Here is a 15,386-nt window from a genome sequence, read left to right as displayed (position 1 = left end):
GCGGTGCACTGCAGTGGTTGATTCGTTCCGGTGTCGGCGCGTAGACTCACCGTACAAGCTTTCTTGAAGAAAGTAAATTAGCTTGCTTGAAGAGAGTAAGTGGGTCTATGGAAGGGATCTCTTATGCCGCTTCGTACCAGCTGGTCAGAAGACAATTGCCCCATTGCCCGGGCCGCTGACGTCCTGGGTGATCCGTGGTCTCTGCTGGTTCTGCGGGAGGTTTTCATGGGCAACAACCGGTTCGACGGTATGAAGAAAGAGCTGCGGGTCGCTGACAACGTTCTCAGCGAACGCCTCCGGCGTCTGGGAGGGGCCGGCCTTCTGATCGCTGAACCCTACAGTGCGGGAAACCGTCCCCGGAAGGAGTACGTCCTCACCGGGGCCGGAACCGACGCACTGCCCGTGTTGCATGCACTAACTGTGTGGGCGCAGAAACATACAGAGTCTCCGAGCGGGAAATCCTTGCGCATTATTTGCACGACCTGCGGGACGGAGTCCGCCTCCGGTGCCTGGTGCCGGATATGCGGGGCGGAACTCACGGCGGCAACCACCGCATGGAACCACCCGAAATCCACTGAGAATCTCATCCAGCTCGCCACGGCCGGCACACCCAAAGTCCAACGACTGACGTCTGAATGCATGACCTAACATTCTGGAGAAGCCTAAAAGTACGCGCATATGGCGTCCGGCCACGAAACTGTCCCGCTAGGAAGCGAACCGGCCAAGGCTCGGCCGCAATTTTCTTGGGTGACGTGATGTGCTGGCTTGAGGGAGTGCGGGTCATGAGTGGTGCGGCTCCGCCAGACGGGAGTCAAAGCCGTACTGATGGGGTGCTCGGAGATGCTCGCGCTAGGTGGTGCCTTCGTAGTCGAGGTGGAACAGGCCGCGTTCTTGCAGGATGGGGACGACTTCATCGACCAAGGCGTCGATTTCGTCGTGGTAGCTGTCGATGGCGAGGGAGAATCCGTCGGAGGCGCCTCCCTCGAACCAGTCCTGCATGTGGTCGGCCACGTGGGTGGGGGTGCCGGTCACGACTGTGTGGTAGTCGATGACCCCGTGGGCGATGACGTCGCGCAGGGTCCACCCCTCACGGGCGACTTCGAGGGCGCGGGCCGATGGAAGCTCCCGGCGGCCCCGTCACAGAAGAAACGCTGCGATCAGCGCTCAGCCACGGAGCCAGGGTCCACGTCGCACAACGCGTCTTCTGATGAGGAGCGAAATCACCTGCTGAGCCAGGAGCCCTAAGGGCTCGACCAACCCCGAGCCCAGAATCTCACTGGTAATCCCTTCGGAGCGGTGAGTGGCAGCCAAACGGTCACCGCGACCAGGGTGCGTTATAAGACGTTCCGCAACCAACCGCCGTCCGTGGCTGGTTGCAGGTCACCCATCTGTGGGCGGGTGGAGCCCGAAGGATCGAGCTCAGCCGTCCATGGGCGAGCCATCAGTGCCACCGGGTTTCGCTGAGATGTCCCGACGTCAGCTGAGGGGGAAGACGAGCAGCGACCCAGTGGCGGTAGCGACCAGCTTGCCGCTGGCGTCGGTGACAGTGCCGTCTGCGAAGGCAACGCGGCTGCCGGCCTTCGATACAACACCTACACAGGTCAACGGGCCGCTGCCGGCTCGTATTGAGCGAAGGTAGTTCACTTTGATTTCTATGGAGGTGTAGCCGACGCCCTGAGGAAGGGTTGTCTGTACGGCGCAGCCCAGGGCCGAATCGAGCAGGGTGCACACCAGCCCGCCGTGAACTGCGCCGATCGGGTTGTAATGGGATTCGTCCGGGTGGCAGGTAAAGGTGGCCGTTCCCGGCGCCGCCTCAACGAGCGTCATGTTCAGTAGTTCGCCCATGGGTGGAGGCGGCAGCTTTTTGCCCATCATTGAGTGCAGGTAGTCAAGGCCGCTCATGCTCGGCATGGCCGCCGCGCCAACCGCGGGGTCATCCCAGACGATTACTCGTTCACGCTCTGTCACTGCTGCTCCTATCGTTAGGCAATTCCTGGGGGGCAAGCGCCTGCGTAGACCCGGTCGGCTCCGCGTTCAAGTGCCTGGGCTACGAAGTGTTCGCCGAGGCCGCCGTTGGCTCCGGGGTTAAAGTGGCGTGTTGTGCGTCCATGTCGCTCACCGCTCATTCGCATCAACAGTGTATCGGTTGTGGTCAGAGGCGCAACATGGTTGTTCTTTTTATTCCGGAATCTGTTCCTGCTGAGTATCCCTTAGGATGGAAATGACCCTAAAGATGGAGAAACCAATGGGCCGAGCACTACGGGCCGACGCTGAGCGAAGTGTGCGCGCCATTCTGGAAGCCGCCGAGCAAGTACTGGCCGATGACCCCCGCGCTTCCATGGAGCAGATCGGCGAGAGGGCAGGACTGACCAGGACCACAGTCCACCGCAGGTTCGCCAATCGCAAAGCCCTCACGGATGCTCTAGCGATCTCCGCCAAGCAACAGCTTGCCGACGCCATCGAAGCCGGCAACCCCGATTCGGCCCCTCCACTCGTTGCGCTGCATCGTGTGACAGCGAATGTACTGAGGACAAAGAACGCGTGGAGATTCACTCTTGGCAGCCCCCTGGCAGACACGAGTGCGGCCGAGGAAATCTGGGATCGGATCAACGCCCGCTGCATGGATCTCCTCACCAGAGCGCAGCGTGACGGGCTGCTCCATCCGGCCGCAGACCTGGAATGGACGCGGCAGGTGTACTACGCGCTCATGAGCGAGGCCCTGCAGAGATTCCCCGAAGATCAAGATCCGGACGCAAATGCTACGGATACACTCGCCACACTGGTCATCGACACCTTGCTTCACGGAACCGGAAGACGAAACTGACGGCCGATTTCGCCCATCCTGAACGTGATTGTTTAGTGCCGATAACTGTCCCCGTAAGATATCTACCAAGCCGATCGTGGGTTGAGGATGCAGCGAGCATCCGGGCCAGGTGCGGCGGAGAACCTTGGCGGACTCTCCGCCGGGAGCCCTGGAAATGGATTCCTCCACTGGGTAGGCCTCTCTGTGTCTGCACCAGGAAGTTCAGGGCCAACCGTTGCCTTTTTGCGCCTGTCGTTTGGCCTTGCCGCTGATATCCGTTCCCAGCCTTCGGAATAGAGCTGGAGCACGAGTTAGGCCATGCAGAGAGATGCCAGGAAGATGGAAATCGAACGCGAAACACTGGCCATCGACACCTTACTGGGCGATACCTGTGTCGGGCTCGTCCTGCAGCCTCAAGTAGAAAGTCCCACCCCTCGTTGACGAGGTGCAGAGCCACGAGGGACTGGAGCTTGCGGGGCATGGGCCGCACGGATCGGGTCGGGCAGCTCCTGCGTCGCCGAAGCCCTATCCGCTGCGAAAGCCGGTTGCCGGCGTCGAGAATCTCACGCCGCCCCGTTCCCGCCTCGGCCCGTAGTGGACGCACCATGGCCCCTGCCCGGTTTCCCTCAACCGACCACGCGATAGTCTCAATTGTCCTAAATAGAGACAGTCATGGCGCAATTGGAGGCATAACTGCTACAGTTCTGTAACGAATAGTCGGCGATGGGCCGAGACGAACTTTTGGAGGCAGAAATGGCATCAACACAAAAAGTAGCCATCGTGACGGGGGCGTCGACAGGCATCGGCAAGGCGGCCGCCGTCGCGCTTGTGGAAGCAGGATTCAAAGTAATCGGCACGAGCCGCAACGCATCGCGGGCCGAGCGGGTCAGTGGAGTGCAGTTCGTTGATCTCGACGTGGCCAGCGACTCGTCGGTCGAAAAAGCGATCGCAGAGGTAGTCCAGGCGCACGGGCGCATCGACGTTTTGGTCAACAACGCAGGTATCGGATCTTCGGGTGCGGCTGAGGAGAGTTCCGCGGTGCAGGCCCAGCACGTCTTCGATATCAACGTGTTCGGGGTCATTCGCGTGACCAACGCAGTCCTTCCCATCATGCGGGCCCAGAAGAGCGGCCGCATCGTGAACATGTCGTCGATCCTCGGGATCATCCCGCAACCGTACATGGCCGTGTACGCGGCATCGAAGCACGCTGTGGAGGGGTACTCGGAGTCCCTCGATCACGAGCTCCGGGAGTTCGGTGTGCGGGTCACCCTGGTCGAGCCTGCGTGGACCAACACCTCTTTTGAGGCCAACAGCATCAGGCCGGACCGCCCGCTGCCGGTGTACGCCGAGCGACGCCAGGTGTTTGAGGAGTATATGATCGGCGAGATCAAGGATGGCGATGACCCCGCGACGGTGGCAAAGGCGATCCTCGCCGCCGCTACTGACAAGAACCCCAAGGTGAGATACGCCGGCAGCTCCCGCACCGCAAGCGTGTCGACCATGCGCCGTCTCGTGCCCGTCCGGATGTTCGACCAGCAGCTCCGCAAGCTCAACAGGCTTCCTGCCTGATCCTGCTGACGATCCAAAGCAGTTCAAGCGGGGAACATCAGCCCTCGCTGACCTTAGAGCCATGAGAAATGGAGTGCCCGGTGCCAGCTGTGAAGTTTGAACAGGTCCGTTGGACGGATGAGCGTGCTGTGGCGCTCCAACGGATCCTGGAGGAGGACCTCTACAGCAGGTATGCGCACCACCTGCGGCCTGGTCCCAGGCGGGACGCTGCGCTCAGGGCCTTGGCCGTTGATCCGAGTGACGTGCTCGCGACCGTCCTGGCAGTGTCGGATGACACCGCGTCGGTGGCCCACGCTGCCCTCCGGTCACTGAACGGGGAGTGGGAAGTCAAGCGGGTCGTGGTGCTTGAGAGCGAACGAGGCCGGGGTGTGGCCAGCCTGCTGATGGGGGAGATCGAAGCGATCGCGGAACGCGGGGGAGCCTTTCGGGTCATTCTTCAGACCGGGGATCGGCAGCCCGAAGCTGTCGCCCTGTACTCGAAACTGGGGTACACGCGCATCCCGGTGTATGAGCCCTATGCAAGTGCCATTCCCTTCTCCTTTTGCTTTGAAAAGCGTTTGAGGTAACTCCCTTCGGGGCGCGCAGGATTATTCGACCCTCTGGGAAAAGCTGACCAGGAATGTGATGACTGAAATACCCGCCAGGCCCGACGAAGGTCCTCAGCACCCGAGCCGAACTGTTCGCAGCCTATGTCTGGCCATGATCTATGATCCGTCAGCGGACTCGACGAGCGCTTACCCGGGGAGGTGCCGACGCTTTTGAAGAAGGCTACCGAGCTGGCCGCAGACCATGGTTCAGGCGTACCCGCTTTCGCCGAACTCCTTAAGATCAGCCCCAGGCTGGTGCGGGACCTGCTCGGGGAGGCCGATCAGCGACCGGTGCTGCGCCTCGTCGTCGACGATTGAAGTCTGACGTAGCGCCGTACAGTGTGGGTGCAATTATTATCGGACCATCGATGTGGAGGCCGGGCGGGCGTCGTCTCATGCCCACAAGCTCCGAGTCAAGGACTCGCTACGCGGGTTTCTGGCTCCCTATATTTCCAGGGTTGTGCTTAAGCACTTCCCCTCAAGCTGCATAGGGGACACCCACCTCCCAAAACAACAATCACTGGAAAGAAAATCTGGAATTTTATATGGGTTCAAAACGGGGCAATTTCGCGCATTTCCGCAGGTCAAAGCCATTTCTGCTACCCATCTCCGGCAAATAGTTTGTGATCACCAATGTTCAATTTGAGGTATTCGATGCGCCGATGAGAGTTCAACCGGCCGCAAACTTCTGCTCACCGGAATCGGGCTGCGGCCCTTGAGAGTCGCAGGTTTGGGGGAGAACAGCCCACCGTCGGCGCAGAATGATGCTTTGCTCCCGGAACATACAGCTGCTCAGCGGCTGATATCGAGCCGGTGCGACCCGGGCCCCTGTAAATCGTCTGGGGAAAAGGGGAGCTTCGGCTACCCACCTCTGAGAAGAAGGTTGGGTCGGGTCTGGTGCTCTTGGATGCCCCCGGGTCGGGGCTTTTATCGGTTCCGCTAGCGGGTGGGTCGGGTCGGCACATGCCAGGCGCGGGGCGACAGACCGTCAGGATGGCTGGTGACGATCTCTCGACGCGGTCGCGGCCGCAGGCGAGTAGCCCCGGCGCATCGCGGGAAGGGCTGCTCGGCCGGTCCGACGCGGCGGGAGGCGCTACGCCACCCGGTAGTGCATGTGCGTGACGCCGGGTGCGTCGATTACGCGCGTCAGCTCCAGTTCGGCGCGTTCTGCGCCGAACAGTCGCCGCCCCAGTGGCTGGCGTAGTCAACGGTCTTGCGGCCGACGACGACCGCGCCGGTCGCCATTGACTCGGCGAGGACCTGTCCGCTGACCCCCGGCGGGTCGAAGTGGGGATAGTCGGAGACGGGCTCGCCCAGCCACTCGTGAAGTCGGAGACCGCCGGTTCCGAGCCCGTTGTCCGGGCCATCGTCGGGACCTGCGATGTAGCCGTCGAGAGACATCGACCGGAGACCGCCGGTTCCGAGCCCGTTGTCCGGGCCATCGTCGGGACCTGCGATGTAGCCGTCGAGAGACATCGACATGTACAGGATGGCCTTGCTCATGGTGATTCTCCTCGCGGTGTTCTGTCTGTGATGCCGAGCGGGAAGGTAGAGGAGTTCTTGGGTGCGGCCGTCGAGCGTGCGACTCTCGACCAGCTCCAGGTCGAAGTCGGCGGCACCGGCGAAGATCGGTGCGTCTCCGGTCTGGCCGCTGATCACCGGGAAGATGGTCACCTGGAGCCGGTCGACGAGGCCGGCGGCCATGAGGGTCCGGTTCAGCGAGAGGCTGCCGTGCGAGCGAAGCGGGATCTCGGATTCATCTTTGAGCCGTGCGACGACATCGGCGGCGTCGCCGCGTGCCAGAGTCGCATCAGGCCAGTCGAGAGGCTCTTCCAGCGTGGACGAGAGCACCGTCGTGGGCTGGTGCTTCATTCTGGTGTTCACGGGATCGATGGCCTCTGAATCCCGGGTGAGCTTCCGAGGAACCGCTGGAACATCCGGAACGTGTTCGCTCCGAGGACCAGCCGGAGTTCCTCGCCGTACTGCGCGACGCGGCGATCCAGGAACTCGGGACCTTGTTTGCCCCAGTAACCACCCCAGTCGCCGTGGGCTTTGTACGAGCCGAAGCCGTCGAGGGTGGTGAACACGTCCCAGGTGTAGATGGCAGTCATGATGGTCTCCTGATTCTCACTTGGTGGGGTCGGACGCGTACCGGGGGAGTCCGGCGGGCCGGTACGTCTGCAGGATGATTCCCTTCGGGAAGGCCCGCGTCGCTACCAGTTCGAGCGCCAGATCGGGGCCGTGTTCGGGGAACAGTCGCGCGCCCTGGCCGACGATCACGGGGCACACGAGCAGGGTGAGCTCGTCGACGAGGTCGTTTGCCAGCAGCCAGCGGGCGAGTGCGCCGCTGCCGTGCACCTGCAGTTCGCCGCCGGGCGGGGTCTTGAGCTCGCGGATCGCGCTGGCGAGGTCCCCGGAGAGCACGGTCGTGTTCGCCCAGGCCGGGTCGGTGAGGGTGGTGGATGCAACGTACTTCGGCCTGGTGTTCAAGGCCGTGGAGATCGGGTTGTCGCCCTGGTCGGAGCCCCAGGTGCCGGTTCCCCAGGACCAGGCGAACATCTCGTACGTGCGTCGGCCGAAAAGGAACGCGTCGGCGCGCTCGTAGTAGTCGCCGACGTAGGCCAGCGACTCGTCGTCGAACAGCGGCCTGGCCCAGCCGCCTCTCTCCATGCCCGGGTCGAAGTCGGGATGACGTCCGCCGTTGGACTGGTAGACGCCGTCGACGGACACCTGGATGTTGACCTTCAGCTCCATGGCAGTGGTTCCTCGTCTCATGGTGGCGGTCGCGTTGGGACGCGCGCCGGCTGATTGCTCGATATGTACCTTAAGAAGTGAAGCACGCTTGACCTTAACTGAGTATGCATGGAGCTGTGGCTGACTTGCCGCCAAGTAGGCGCTCGTCCTCGAAACCCTCCCTGACCTGATGTGCCCCCTGAGCTAAGAGTTGGTGCGGACTCTGGCTGTCCTCTGGCCATGCCTATGCATCGCGGGGGAGAGGCGCCCGGAGTACTGAAGGAATCATGCCGCTGGTCGCTGGAGGAGCAGGCTACGCCCTGTGGTGGATTCCAATGATGGGATGAAACATCGGAGACTGCGTGTTGCGCCCGATCCTTCCCCCTCTGGGACGCCCATTATCCTGTCCCACCGCACTGGCGTCCTCTCTTCAGCCACGGAGGCCTTCCTGGAAATCGTGACGCCGGGAAATGACCGGTAAAGGAATCAGCAACCCCGTCTGTTGTTCAGAATTGCAGCCGAGCCTGTGACACCGGCCTGAGCCGGTCTGCAAAGTTCAATTGACCCCGTAGGGGCATCGTCGTGGACACAACAGGTGCGAGCCTGCGAGCATGCCCTTCGTCTAGCTTGGGACTATTGCCCTTGGCAGGCCGGGCGGCGCAGCCGGCGATGTCTATATTGCTGGGCTGAACAGGGCAATTTCAGTCTTCCGGGTTCGGAGTCCCGGACGCGTTAAGGGGGCATTGATACTCTGGTAAGGGGAACGGGGAACAGAAATGGGTCTTAGAAGTCTTTTTCAGCGAAAAGCGGCAACCGAGGCACCCGTGAGTCCAGTTGGGGCGGCAGCACCTGTCCCGGATGCGCCCATGTCACCGGAGCTCCAGGACGAACTGAGCGCAGCGTGGGCAGAACTCACTGAGGCTGCCAAGAACTCACGAGTGTCCAACTTCCAGGCCTGCACCCGGACAGGCCGGCCTTGGACCGAAGACCCGGCGGCGGTCAGAGCCGTAGCGGCCACACTCCGTGAATTCCCGGAGACGGACAGCCAGCGGACGACCTAGCGGCCTGCGTACCTGAGTGCAGCGGACGCTCGTGGATTCCGGATTCGGCTGGGCCTTTAGGAAGGATGGACCCGTGACGGCTACTCCGCGGCGCAGCGCTCCTTACCAGGAGTGGGTGCTCATGTACCGGAGGGGCCTGAGCCGGGGGCATATCGCCGACCTCACCGGTGCCGCGCCGGCGACCGTGGGCTACCACCTCGGACTCGCGCGGACACAGGACCCCGGCATGCAAAGCGAGCATGACGCGGCTGCCCGGAAACCCGCGGTCACCGGGCAGGGGCGGGAACGCCTTCAGCAGCTCGTCGCATTCGTGCAGGACACCGGCAGGTACCCGGCCAGAGGCTCAGTCGACGTATCGGAGCGGACCCTGGCTGCCTGGCTTCAGCGGCGCCGCCGCGAAGCCGCGGACGGGACACTTGCACCGGCCTACCGTCAGGCCCTGGCAGTGCTGTCGGGCTGGCGGGGCACACCGATAAGAATGGACCCACGGAGACGCCGGCCAAGAGCTGCGGCGGCCAGCGCCTGGTGCTTGAGCCGCAGTTGGTGTGACTCGGCACGGCCGTGCATGCCGGTCAGGGCGCCGAACACGGCGTAGATCATGAGGTCCGGCCGGCCAGCCGCGAGAAGTACAAGCGCCGGTATCGCGACGCTCAGGGCGACCCGGACGGCAATGAAGCTAGCGGCATCCCTCGGAATCCCATTTGTACTCGATCCAGGCGGTGAACCCTTCGCAGCGCTCGAACATCGTGCGGGGCTCGGCGCCGTGTCCCTCGATCCAGAGGATCGCTCCGTCCTGGGTGACGCCGTCGACGCGTCCGGTGCGGACCGTTCTGTCATCCAGCCGGACTTGGATCACTTCGCCGAGTAGTGCCACCCAGTCGTGCTGGAGGTGCATCCGCTTGGCCCCGGTACTGATGGGGGCACCGGTCGCGGCCGGCGCAGCAACTGTGCCAGCTCCGACCGTGACCGAAGTGGCCGAAGTGACCGTAAGGCGCGTTAGGCCGGGAAGCATGACAATGCCGTCGAGTAGGCGGATTCCAGCGCTTCGCGAACAGGACGTGTGCGGTGTTGTTTGGAGAGGATTTCCACGCCCCAGGGTCCCTTGAAGCCGATGGCCTGGAGCGTTGTGATAAACCCGGTGACGTCTTGGTCGCCCTCTCCACAAAGACGGCGATTGTCGCGGGTGTCTTCGAAGAGGGTTCCTTTTATGTCCGCATCCGCGTCATTGAGTTCTACCCCGAAAACCTGGTCGGCGGTGAGGCTGCGGGACAGCTCATCCAGGCTTGTTCCGGCCCGGAAGACATGCCAGTAGTCAACGACCAGGCCGCATTCCGGCATATCAACGGATCGCATGAGGCCGGCGGCCGCCGGCAGCGAGCCGACCATCGAAAACGGCATGGGCTCGAGAGCGACGCGGGTCCCCCTTTTCGAGGCTTCCGTTGTCAGGCGTCGTAGTGGCTCTACCAGGAAATCAAGATCATCCAAGGGCTCGCTGAACGCCGTTCCGACCTTGATGAAGCGCGCCCCCAGTGTTTCGGCAGCATCGAGGAGCAGGTCGAACTGCGGCCCCCACTCGTGGGAGCGGGATTCGTCCCACCAGTTGTTGAGTAACTCGACTTCAACATGGCGGAAGCCTGCTTGGTCGATGAGTCTCCTGAGCCCGGAGAAGCCGATTGTGTCCCTCGCGGCAACAAGGTCATCGTGGACCAATCCGAACCCTGCCCATCCGGTGGAGGCGATGGCTGCCAAACGCTCGCCGATAGGGATGGGGCTCGTCTCGGGGTTGCTCAAAGGCGCGATATTTCCTGCGCTGGTCCAGCAGGTTGCGGTTAGTTCGGGGGTGCTTGAGTACGTCATCGTTCTCCTCGCGACGGTGCGCGGTTAGCTAAGAAACAGGGGGCAACGGTCATCGATAATTTATCGTCAATCTCAATTGGAACGGTCTATTGACATTTGGTCAAGTCTTGATTTAGCGTTGGACCGTTCCACTATGAGAAGTGGATCACATCCGTTCACAGCTAAATGGATCCGTTCTCCCACCATGCCTTCGAAGGCACAGAAGCGCGGGCGGCGGTCGAAATACGCGACATCAAAGGAGATTTCTCGTGGCGAAGTTCAATTGGCGGCGTGGCGCAGTGGCGCTGGCCGTAGTACCGCTTCTGGCACTGGGGGCATGCTCGGCAGGCGGCAAGACCGAATCGGGAAGCGCCGGGGCCGCCGGCGGTGGTGGGCAGGTGGCTGATACGGCCCGCCTCAAGATCGCTATGATCACGCATGCTGCCGCCGGTGACACCTTCTGGGACATTGTCAGGAAGGGGGCGGAGACGGCAGCGAAGAAGGACAACGTCGAGCTTCTGTACAGCGGCGACGCTGAGGGTGGTCGCCAGGCGCAGTTGGTGCAGCAGGCCATCGACCAGAAAGTCGACGGCATCCTGGTTACCCTGGCCAAGCCCGATGCATTGAAGGACGTCGTCAAGAAGGCGGTCGACGCCGGCATCCCGGTAGTGAGCTTCAACGCCGGCGAAGACCAGTCCAAGGCCATGGGAGCGATCACCCACTTCGGGCAGAGCGACAAACTCGCCGGCGTCACCGTTGGCAAGCGACTCGCCTCAGAGGGGGTCAAGCATCCTATTTGCGTGATTATGGAGCAGGGCCACGTCGGGCTTGAAAACCGGTGTGCAGGCGTGAAGGAGCAGGTACCGGGGTCTGAAATCCTCAACGTCAACGGTGCTGACATGACGTCCGTGTCCTCGACCGTTACGGCCAAGCTGCAGTCGACTCCGGATGCCGATGCAATCGTCGGTCTCGGCGCCCCGTTCACGCTGACCATCGTCAAGTCAGTCAAGGAAACGGGCAGCAAGGTCAAGGTGGCCTCCTTTGACCTGAACGCCGATCTGGCCAAGGCGGTCGAGGATGGAAGCGTCGAGTTCACGGTGGACCAGCAGCCCTATCTTCAGGGCTACGGCAGTGTTGACGCCATCTGGCTGAGCAAGGTGGGTGGCTTCAAGGTCGGCGGCGGCCAGCAGGTCTACACCGGACCGGCTGTGGTGGATAAGTCCAACGCAGCTGACGTCTCCAAGTTCGCCCAGGCCGGCATCCGCTAACCCGCCAGAAAACCGTCGGGATGCCGGGCACCTCTACCAGCCCGGCATCCCACGCCAAAGGAGTTAAGAAACCATGGCCAATGCTGTCCTCACAGCTGCCACCGACGAGCGTGTCGGCAAGCGCAGCACGCTCCAGAAGCTGCTTGTTCGTCCGGAAATCGGCGCCCTTGTCGGCGCAGTAGTCCTCTTCGTTTTCTTCGCCGCGATTGCGCCGGTCTTTCTGCAGCCCAATTCGCAGGCGACCGTCCTGTACGGTTCTTCCACCATCGGCATCATGGCTGTGGGAGTCGCGTTGCTGATGATCGGCGGCGAGTTCGACCTTTCCACCGGCGTCGCGGTGATCACCTCGGCCCTCTCGGCCTCGATGTTCAGCTGGTACTTCAGCGTGAATATCTGGATCGGAGTCGCTTTCGCCCTCGTCGTTTCTTTGGGGATCGGTTTCATCAACGGCTGGATCCTCGTCAAGACCAAACTGCCCAGCTTCATCGTCACCCTCGCTACCTTCCTGATGCTGGCCGGTCTCAATCTTGGCCTGACCCGCATGATTGGAGGTGCTGTAGCCACCCCGTCCATTTCCGGCATCGACGGCTTCGAGGAGGCACACGCAATTTTTGCCTCCAGCGTGAACATCGCCGGCATTGAAGTTCGGATCACGGTCTTCATCTGGATCGCGCTGGTGCTGCTGGCCTCGTGGGTTCTCCTGCGGACCCGGGTGGGCAACTGGATCTTCGCCTCGGGTGGAGATGCGAACGCTGCCCGTGCTGTGGGTGTTCCGGTGACCCAGACCAAGATCGGCCTGTTCATGGCGGTCGGCTTCTGCGGCTGGATCCTGGGCATGCACAACCTCTTCGCCTTCAACACCGTGCAGTCGGGCGAAGGAGTGGGCAACGAGTTCCTCTACATCATCGCGGCGGTGATCGGCGGCTGCCTCCTGACCGGTGGTTACGGTTCGGCGGTGGGCGGGGCGATCGGTGCGTTCATCTTCGGCATGGCCAACAAGGGCATCGTCTACGCGCAGTGGAACCCGGACTGGTTCAAGTTCTTCCTGGGCCTCATGCTGCTGCTGGCCACCATCGTCAACCTCATCGTCAAACGCCGCGCAGAGCTCAAGTAAAGGGCCGGAGAAATGAACGCCAAACAGATCGACCAACAGACCCTGCTCAAGGATGAAAAGGATCCGCTGACCCACACCCCCGTCCACCTTCTCTCGCTGGACGGCGTCGGAAAGCATTACGGCAACATCATCGCCCTCCACGACGTCACCATGGCAGTGGACAATGGCCGCGTCACCTGCGTCCTGGGCGACAACGGCGCGGGCAAGTCCACCCTGATCAAGATCATCGCCGGCCTGCACCAGCACGACGAAGGCGTGCTGCACATCATGGGCGATGAGCGGAAATTCAATTCGCCCAGGGACGCCCTCGACGCCGGCATCGCAACGGTCTACCAGGACCTCGCCGTGGTCCCGCTGATGCCCATCTGGCGCAACTTCTTCCTCGGTTCCGAGCTCACCACCGGGTGGGGTCCGCTGCGGCGCATGGATGTCCAGAAGATGAAGGACATCACGCTGAAGGAACTGGCGGACATGGGCATCGACCTGCGCGATGTGGAACAGCCCATCGGTCAGCTCTCCGGCGGTGAGCGCCAGTGTGTCGCGATCGCCCGTGCCGTGTATTTCGGTGCGAAGGTCCTGATCCTGGACGAACCGACGGCCGCCCTGGGTGTGAAGCAGTCCGGCGTCGTGCTCCGGTACATCCTGCAGGCCCGCGACCGTGGCCTCGGGGTCATCTTCATCACCCACAACCCGCACCACGCCTTCCCCGTCGGCGACCGGTTCCTGCTGCTCAAACGCGGCAAGTCAATCGGCTACTACGACAAGAAGGACATCACCCTCGACGAGCTCACCGCCCAAATGGCCGGCGGCGCCGAGCTCGCTGAACTCGCCCACGAACTCGAACAGCTCGGCGGACACAGCGACATCGTCAAGGAAGTCCAGGCCGAAGTCGCCGAGGTAACCGAGGTCGCTGAAGCCGCGCTCGAAAGCAACACCAAGCGCCACTGAGCGCAAACGTTCACAACCTGATGGAGCAACCATGGAAATGCTAATAGCCGGAAACTGGCGCGGCGCCGCCGACGGCCGGACCGAGGAAGTCCGCTCACCCTTTGACGGCCGGATCATCGACACGGTCCCCGTTGCAACGGTCAAGGACGCCCAGAACGCTCTCGACCGCGCCGAGATCGGCGCCCACCTGCAGAGGTCCACGCCCGCACACGTGAGGGCGGACATCCTCCTGCGCGCCGCGGCCCTGGCTGACGAACGCGCTGAGGACATTGCCCAGACCATCAGCGCCGAGACCGGCAAGCCCATCACGGAGGCCCGGGGCGAAGCCAGCAGGTCGGGGAACATCATCCGTCTGGCAGCCCACGAGGGAAGTCAGCTGTACGGCTCGACCCTTCCTCTGGATGCCAATGCCGGCACCGGGCTGGACAAGATCGGGTTCACCCTCCGGCAGCCGTGCGGCATCGTCGTGGCCATCACACCGTTCAACTACCCCGCCCTGCTGGTGCTGCACAAAATTGCGCCGGCGCTGGCTGCCGGTAACGCCGTCGTGCTCAAGCCCGCCCGTGCAACGCCGCTGACCGCGTTGAAGCTGGCGCAGTGCTTCGTCGACGCCGGTCTGCCGCCTGAAGCGCTGTCCGTGATCACCGGACCCGGCAGCTCTTTGGGCGACGTGCTGGTGACGGACCCGCGGGTCCGCAAGGTGTCCTTCACCGGCTCCACCAGCATCGGAACGCGCATCAGTTCCATCGCCGGTGTGAAGAAGCTGTCCCTCGAGCTAGGGGCCTCGTGCCCGGTCATCATCCTGCCGGACGCCGACCTGGAACTGGCCTCCACTGCAGTGGCGGCCGGCGGTTACGTCAACGCCGGGCAGGTGTGCATTTCGGTGCAGCGGGTCATCGTTGACCGCCGCGTCGAGGCGGACTTCCTGGACGCGCTGGTCCCCAAAGTCGAAGCCATCGCCGTGGGCAACCCCAAGGAAGACGGCACCCGGCTTGGCTCGCTGATCTCCGTAGAAGAGGCAACCCGCGTGCACTCCTCGATCATGGAGGCCCGCCATTCCGGCGCCCGCGTCCTCACCGGCGGTGACCGTGACGGCGCCGTGGTGACTCCCGCCGTCGTCGCCGGCGTCGATCCGCGGTCGCCGCTGAGCCGGAACGAACTGTTCGGACCCGCCGTCGCCGTCTCCTCGGCGCAGGACATGGAAACGGCCATCGCCATGGCCAACGACAACGCGTACGGTCTGGGCGCGGGCATTTTCACGAACGACGTCGCCGGAGCGGTGCAGGCCATGCGGCAGATCGACGCCGGCAACATCCATATCAACTGGTCCCCCCTGTGGCGGGCCGACCTCATGCCCTACGGGGGCTTGAAAGGCAGCGGGATCGGCAAGGAAGGCGTCCGCTCCGCTGTCCAGGAAATGACCGAAGAAAAGACGGTCGTCCTGCACGGACGCCCCTGGTAACGACG

General features: G+C 62.8%; 17 protein-coding genes and 1 pseudogene. 10 read left to right on the top strand and 8 right to left on the bottom strand.

Going from position 1 to position 15,386, the window contains the following annotated elements:
* The first annotated feature begins 123 nt into the window (after window positions 1–123).
* Complete coding sequence (locus tag ASG92_RS02900; RefSeq protein WP_056624219.1) at window positions 124–648, top strand: helix-turn-helix domain-containing protein; 525 nt, start codon at window positions 124–126, stop codon at window positions 646–648.
* Window positions 649–849: 201 nt separating this feature from the next.
* Here the strand turns inward: ASG92_RS02900 and ASG92_RS27065 are convergent, their stop codons facing one another.
* Both ASG92_RS27065 and ASG92_RS02895 read right to left on the bottom strand, forming a co-directional pair.
* On the bottom strand, window positions 850–1,032 hold the full coding sequence (locus ASG92_RS27065; RefSeq protein WP_200951868.1) for a hypothetical protein: 183 nt from the start codon (window positions 1,030–1,032) through the stop codon (window positions 850–852).
* A gap of 444 nt (window positions 1,033–1,476) precedes the next feature.
* Entirely contained in the window at window positions 1,477–1,968 is a 492-nt protein-coding gene (locus ASG92_RS02895) for a PaaI family thioesterase (RefSeq protein ID WP_240986973.1), read from the bottom strand.
* 277 nt (window positions 1,969–2,245) lie between these two features.
* On the opposite strand from ASG92_RS02895, the gene ASG92_RS02890 reads away from it, so the two are divergent.
* The 4 genes from ASG92_RS02890 (at window position 2,246) to ASG92_RS27060 (ending at window position 5,277) form a co-directional block, all read left to right on the top strand.
* On the top strand, window positions 2,246–2,824 hold the full coding sequence (locus ASG92_RS02890; protein WP_056624360.1) for an AsnC family transcriptional regulator: 579 nt from the start codon (window positions 2,246–2,248) through the stop codon (window positions 2,822–2,824).
* Window positions 2,825–3,556: 732 nt separating this feature from the next.
* Window positions 3,557–4,372: an oxidoreductase gene (locus ASG92_RS02885; protein WP_056624214.1), complete on the top strand. Its 816-nt coding sequence runs from the start codon at window positions 3,557–3,559 to the stop codon at window positions 4,370–4,372.
* Between the two features lie 80 nt (window positions 4,373–4,452).
* A complete protein-coding gene (locus ASG92_RS02880) occupies window positions 4,453–4,938 on the top strand; it encodes a GNAT family N-acetyltransferase (RefSeq protein WP_240986972.1) in 486 nt (161 codons plus the stop codon).
* A 192-nt stretch (window positions 4,939–5,130) separates the two neighbouring features.
* Window positions 5,131–5,277, top strand: a complete 147-nt coding sequence (locus ASG92_RS27060; RefSeq protein ID WP_200951867.1) for a hypothetical protein — start codon at window positions 5,131–5,133, stop codon at window positions 5,275–5,277.
* Window positions 5,278–6,105: 828 nt separating this feature from the next.
* On the opposite strand, the gene ASG92_RS29475 is transcribed toward ASG92_RS27060, so the two are convergent.
* The 3 genes from ASG92_RS29475 to ASG92_RS02870 are packed head-to-tail and all read right to left on the bottom strand — an operon-like array spanning window position 6,106 to window position 7,713.
* Entirely contained in the window at window positions 6,106–6,843 is a 738-nt protein-coding gene (locus tag ASG92_RS29475) for a dihydrofolate reductase family protein (RefSeq protein ID WP_240986971.1), read from the bottom strand.
* Entirely contained in the window at window positions 6,840–7,070 is a 231-nt protein-coding gene (locus ASG92_RS29470; protein WP_240986970.1) for a hypothetical protein, read from the bottom strand. Before ASG92_RS29470 ends, ASG92_RS29475 begins: the two co-directional genes overlap by 4 nt.
* A gap of 16 nt (window positions 7,071–7,086) precedes the next feature.
* The gene (locus tag ASG92_RS02870; RefSeq protein WP_056624208.1) at window positions 7,087–7,713 is read right to left on the bottom strand and encodes a dihydrofolate reductase family protein; all 627 of its coding nucleotides are present in this window, start codon (window positions 7,711–7,713) and stop codon (window positions 7,087–7,089) included.
* Between the two features lie 845 nt (window positions 7,714–8,558).
* Here ASG92_RS02870 and ASG92_RS02865 point away from each other — a divergent pair.
* Entirely contained in the window at window positions 8,559–8,753 is a 195-nt protein-coding gene (locus ASG92_RS02865) for a hypothetical protein (RefSeq protein ID WP_056624206.1), read from the top strand.
* Between the two features lie 467 nt (window positions 8,754–9,220).
* Here ASG92_RS02865 and ASG92_RS29465 read toward each other — a convergent pair.
* The 3 genes and pseudogenes from ASG92_RS29465 to ASG92_RS02850 form a co-directional block, all read right to left on the bottom strand.
* Window positions 9,221–9,422 (bottom strand): annotated as a pseudogene (locus ASG92_RS29465) (FUSC family protein); the annotation flags it as partial.
* 7 nt (window positions 9,423–9,429) lie between these two features.
* Entirely contained in the window at window positions 9,430–9,648 is a 219-nt protein-coding gene (locus ASG92_RS28040; protein WP_162256290.1) for a hypothetical protein, read from the bottom strand.
* Between the two features lie 101 nt (window positions 9,649–9,749).
* On the bottom strand, window positions 9,750–10,610 hold the full coding sequence (locus tag ASG92_RS02850; RefSeq protein WP_056624197.1) for a sugar phosphate isomerase/epimerase family protein: 861 nt from the start codon (window positions 10,608–10,610) through the stop codon (window positions 9,750–9,752).
* Window positions 10,611–10,858: 248 nt separating this feature from the next.
* Between ASG92_RS02850 and ASG92_RS02845 the strand changes: the two genes are divergently transcribed.
* From ASG92_RS02845 to ASG92_RS02830, 4 genes are all read left to right on the top strand, one after another.
* Complete coding sequence (locus tag ASG92_RS02845) at window positions 10,859–11,857, top strand: substrate-binding domain-containing protein (protein WP_056624196.1); 999 nt, start codon at window positions 10,859–10,861, stop codon at window positions 11,855–11,857.
* Window positions 11,858–11,930: 73 nt separating this feature from the next.
* A complete protein-coding gene (locus ASG92_RS02840; RefSeq protein ID WP_056624193.1) occupies window positions 11,931–12,971 on the top strand; it encodes an ABC transporter permease in 1,041 nt (346 codons plus the stop codon).
* 12 nt (window positions 12,972–12,983) lie between these two features.
* Window positions 12,984–13,919, top strand: a complete 936-nt coding sequence (locus ASG92_RS02835) for an ATP-binding cassette domain-containing protein (protein WP_056624189.1) — start codon at window positions 12,984–12,986, stop codon at window positions 13,917–13,919.
* A 31-nt stretch (window positions 13,920–13,950) separates the two neighbouring features.
* Window positions 13,951–15,381, top strand: a complete 1,431-nt coding sequence (locus tag ASG92_RS02830; RefSeq protein ID WP_056624186.1) for an aldehyde dehydrogenase family protein — start codon at window positions 13,951–13,953, stop codon at window positions 15,379–15,381.
* Window positions 15,382–15,386: the final 5 nt, after the last annotated feature.

It is taken from the genome of Arthrobacter sp. Soil736, from assembly GCF_001428005.1.
Classification (GTDB): Bacteria; Actinomycetota; Actinomycetes; order Actinomycetales; family Micrococcaceae; genus Arthrobacter.
The sequence above is the reverse complement of the archived record's forward strand: the minus strand, read 5'-3'. Positions and strand labels throughout refer to the sequence as shown.

Excerpts from the sequence above, each read along its gene's own strand:
- ASG92_RS02900 (WP_056624219.1), top strand. The coding sequence starts at position 124 with ATGCCGCTTCGTACCAGCTGGTCAGAAGACAATTGCCCCATTGCCCGG.
- ASG92_RS28040 (WP_162256290.1), bottom strand. The coding sequence starts at position 9,648 with ATGCACCTCCAGCACGACTGGGTGGCACTACTCGGCGAAGTGATCCAA.
- ASG92_RS02885 (WP_056624214.1), top strand. The coding sequence starts at position 3,557 with ATGGCATCAACACAAAAAGTAGCCATCGTGACGGGGGCGTCGACAGGC.
- ASG92_RS02865 (WP_056624206.1), top strand. The coding sequence starts at position 8,559 with ATGTCACCGGAGCTCCAGGACGAACTGAGCGCAGCGTGGGCAGAACTC.
- ASG92_RS02840 (WP_056624193.1), top strand. The coding sequence starts at position 11,931 with ATGGCCAATGCTGTCCTCACAGCTGCCACCGACGAGCGTGTCGGCAAG.
- ASG92_RS02870 (WP_056624208.1), bottom strand. The coding sequence starts at position 7,713 with ATGGAGCTGAAGGTCAACATCCAGGTGTCCGTCGACGGCGTCTACCAG.
- ASG92_RS02850 (WP_056624197.1), bottom strand. The coding sequence starts at position 10,610 with ATGACGTACTCAAGCACCCCCGAACTAACCGCAACCTGCTGGACCAGC.
- ASG92_RS29470 (WP_240986970.1), bottom strand. The coding sequence starts at position 7,070 with ATGACTGCCATCTACACCTGGGACGTGTTCACCACCCTCGACGGCTTC.
- ASG92_RS02835 (WP_056624189.1), top strand. The coding sequence starts at position 12,984 with ATGAACGCCAAACAGATCGACCAACAGACCCTGCTCAAGGATGAAAAG.
- ASG92_RS02890 (WP_056624360.1), top strand. The coding sequence starts at position 2,246 with ATGGGCCGAGCACTACGGGCCGACGCTGAGCGAAGTGTGCGCGCCATT.
- ASG92_RS02830 (WP_056624186.1), top strand. The coding sequence starts at position 13,951 with ATGGAAATGCTAATAGCCGGAAACTGGCGCGGCGCCGCCGACGGCCGG.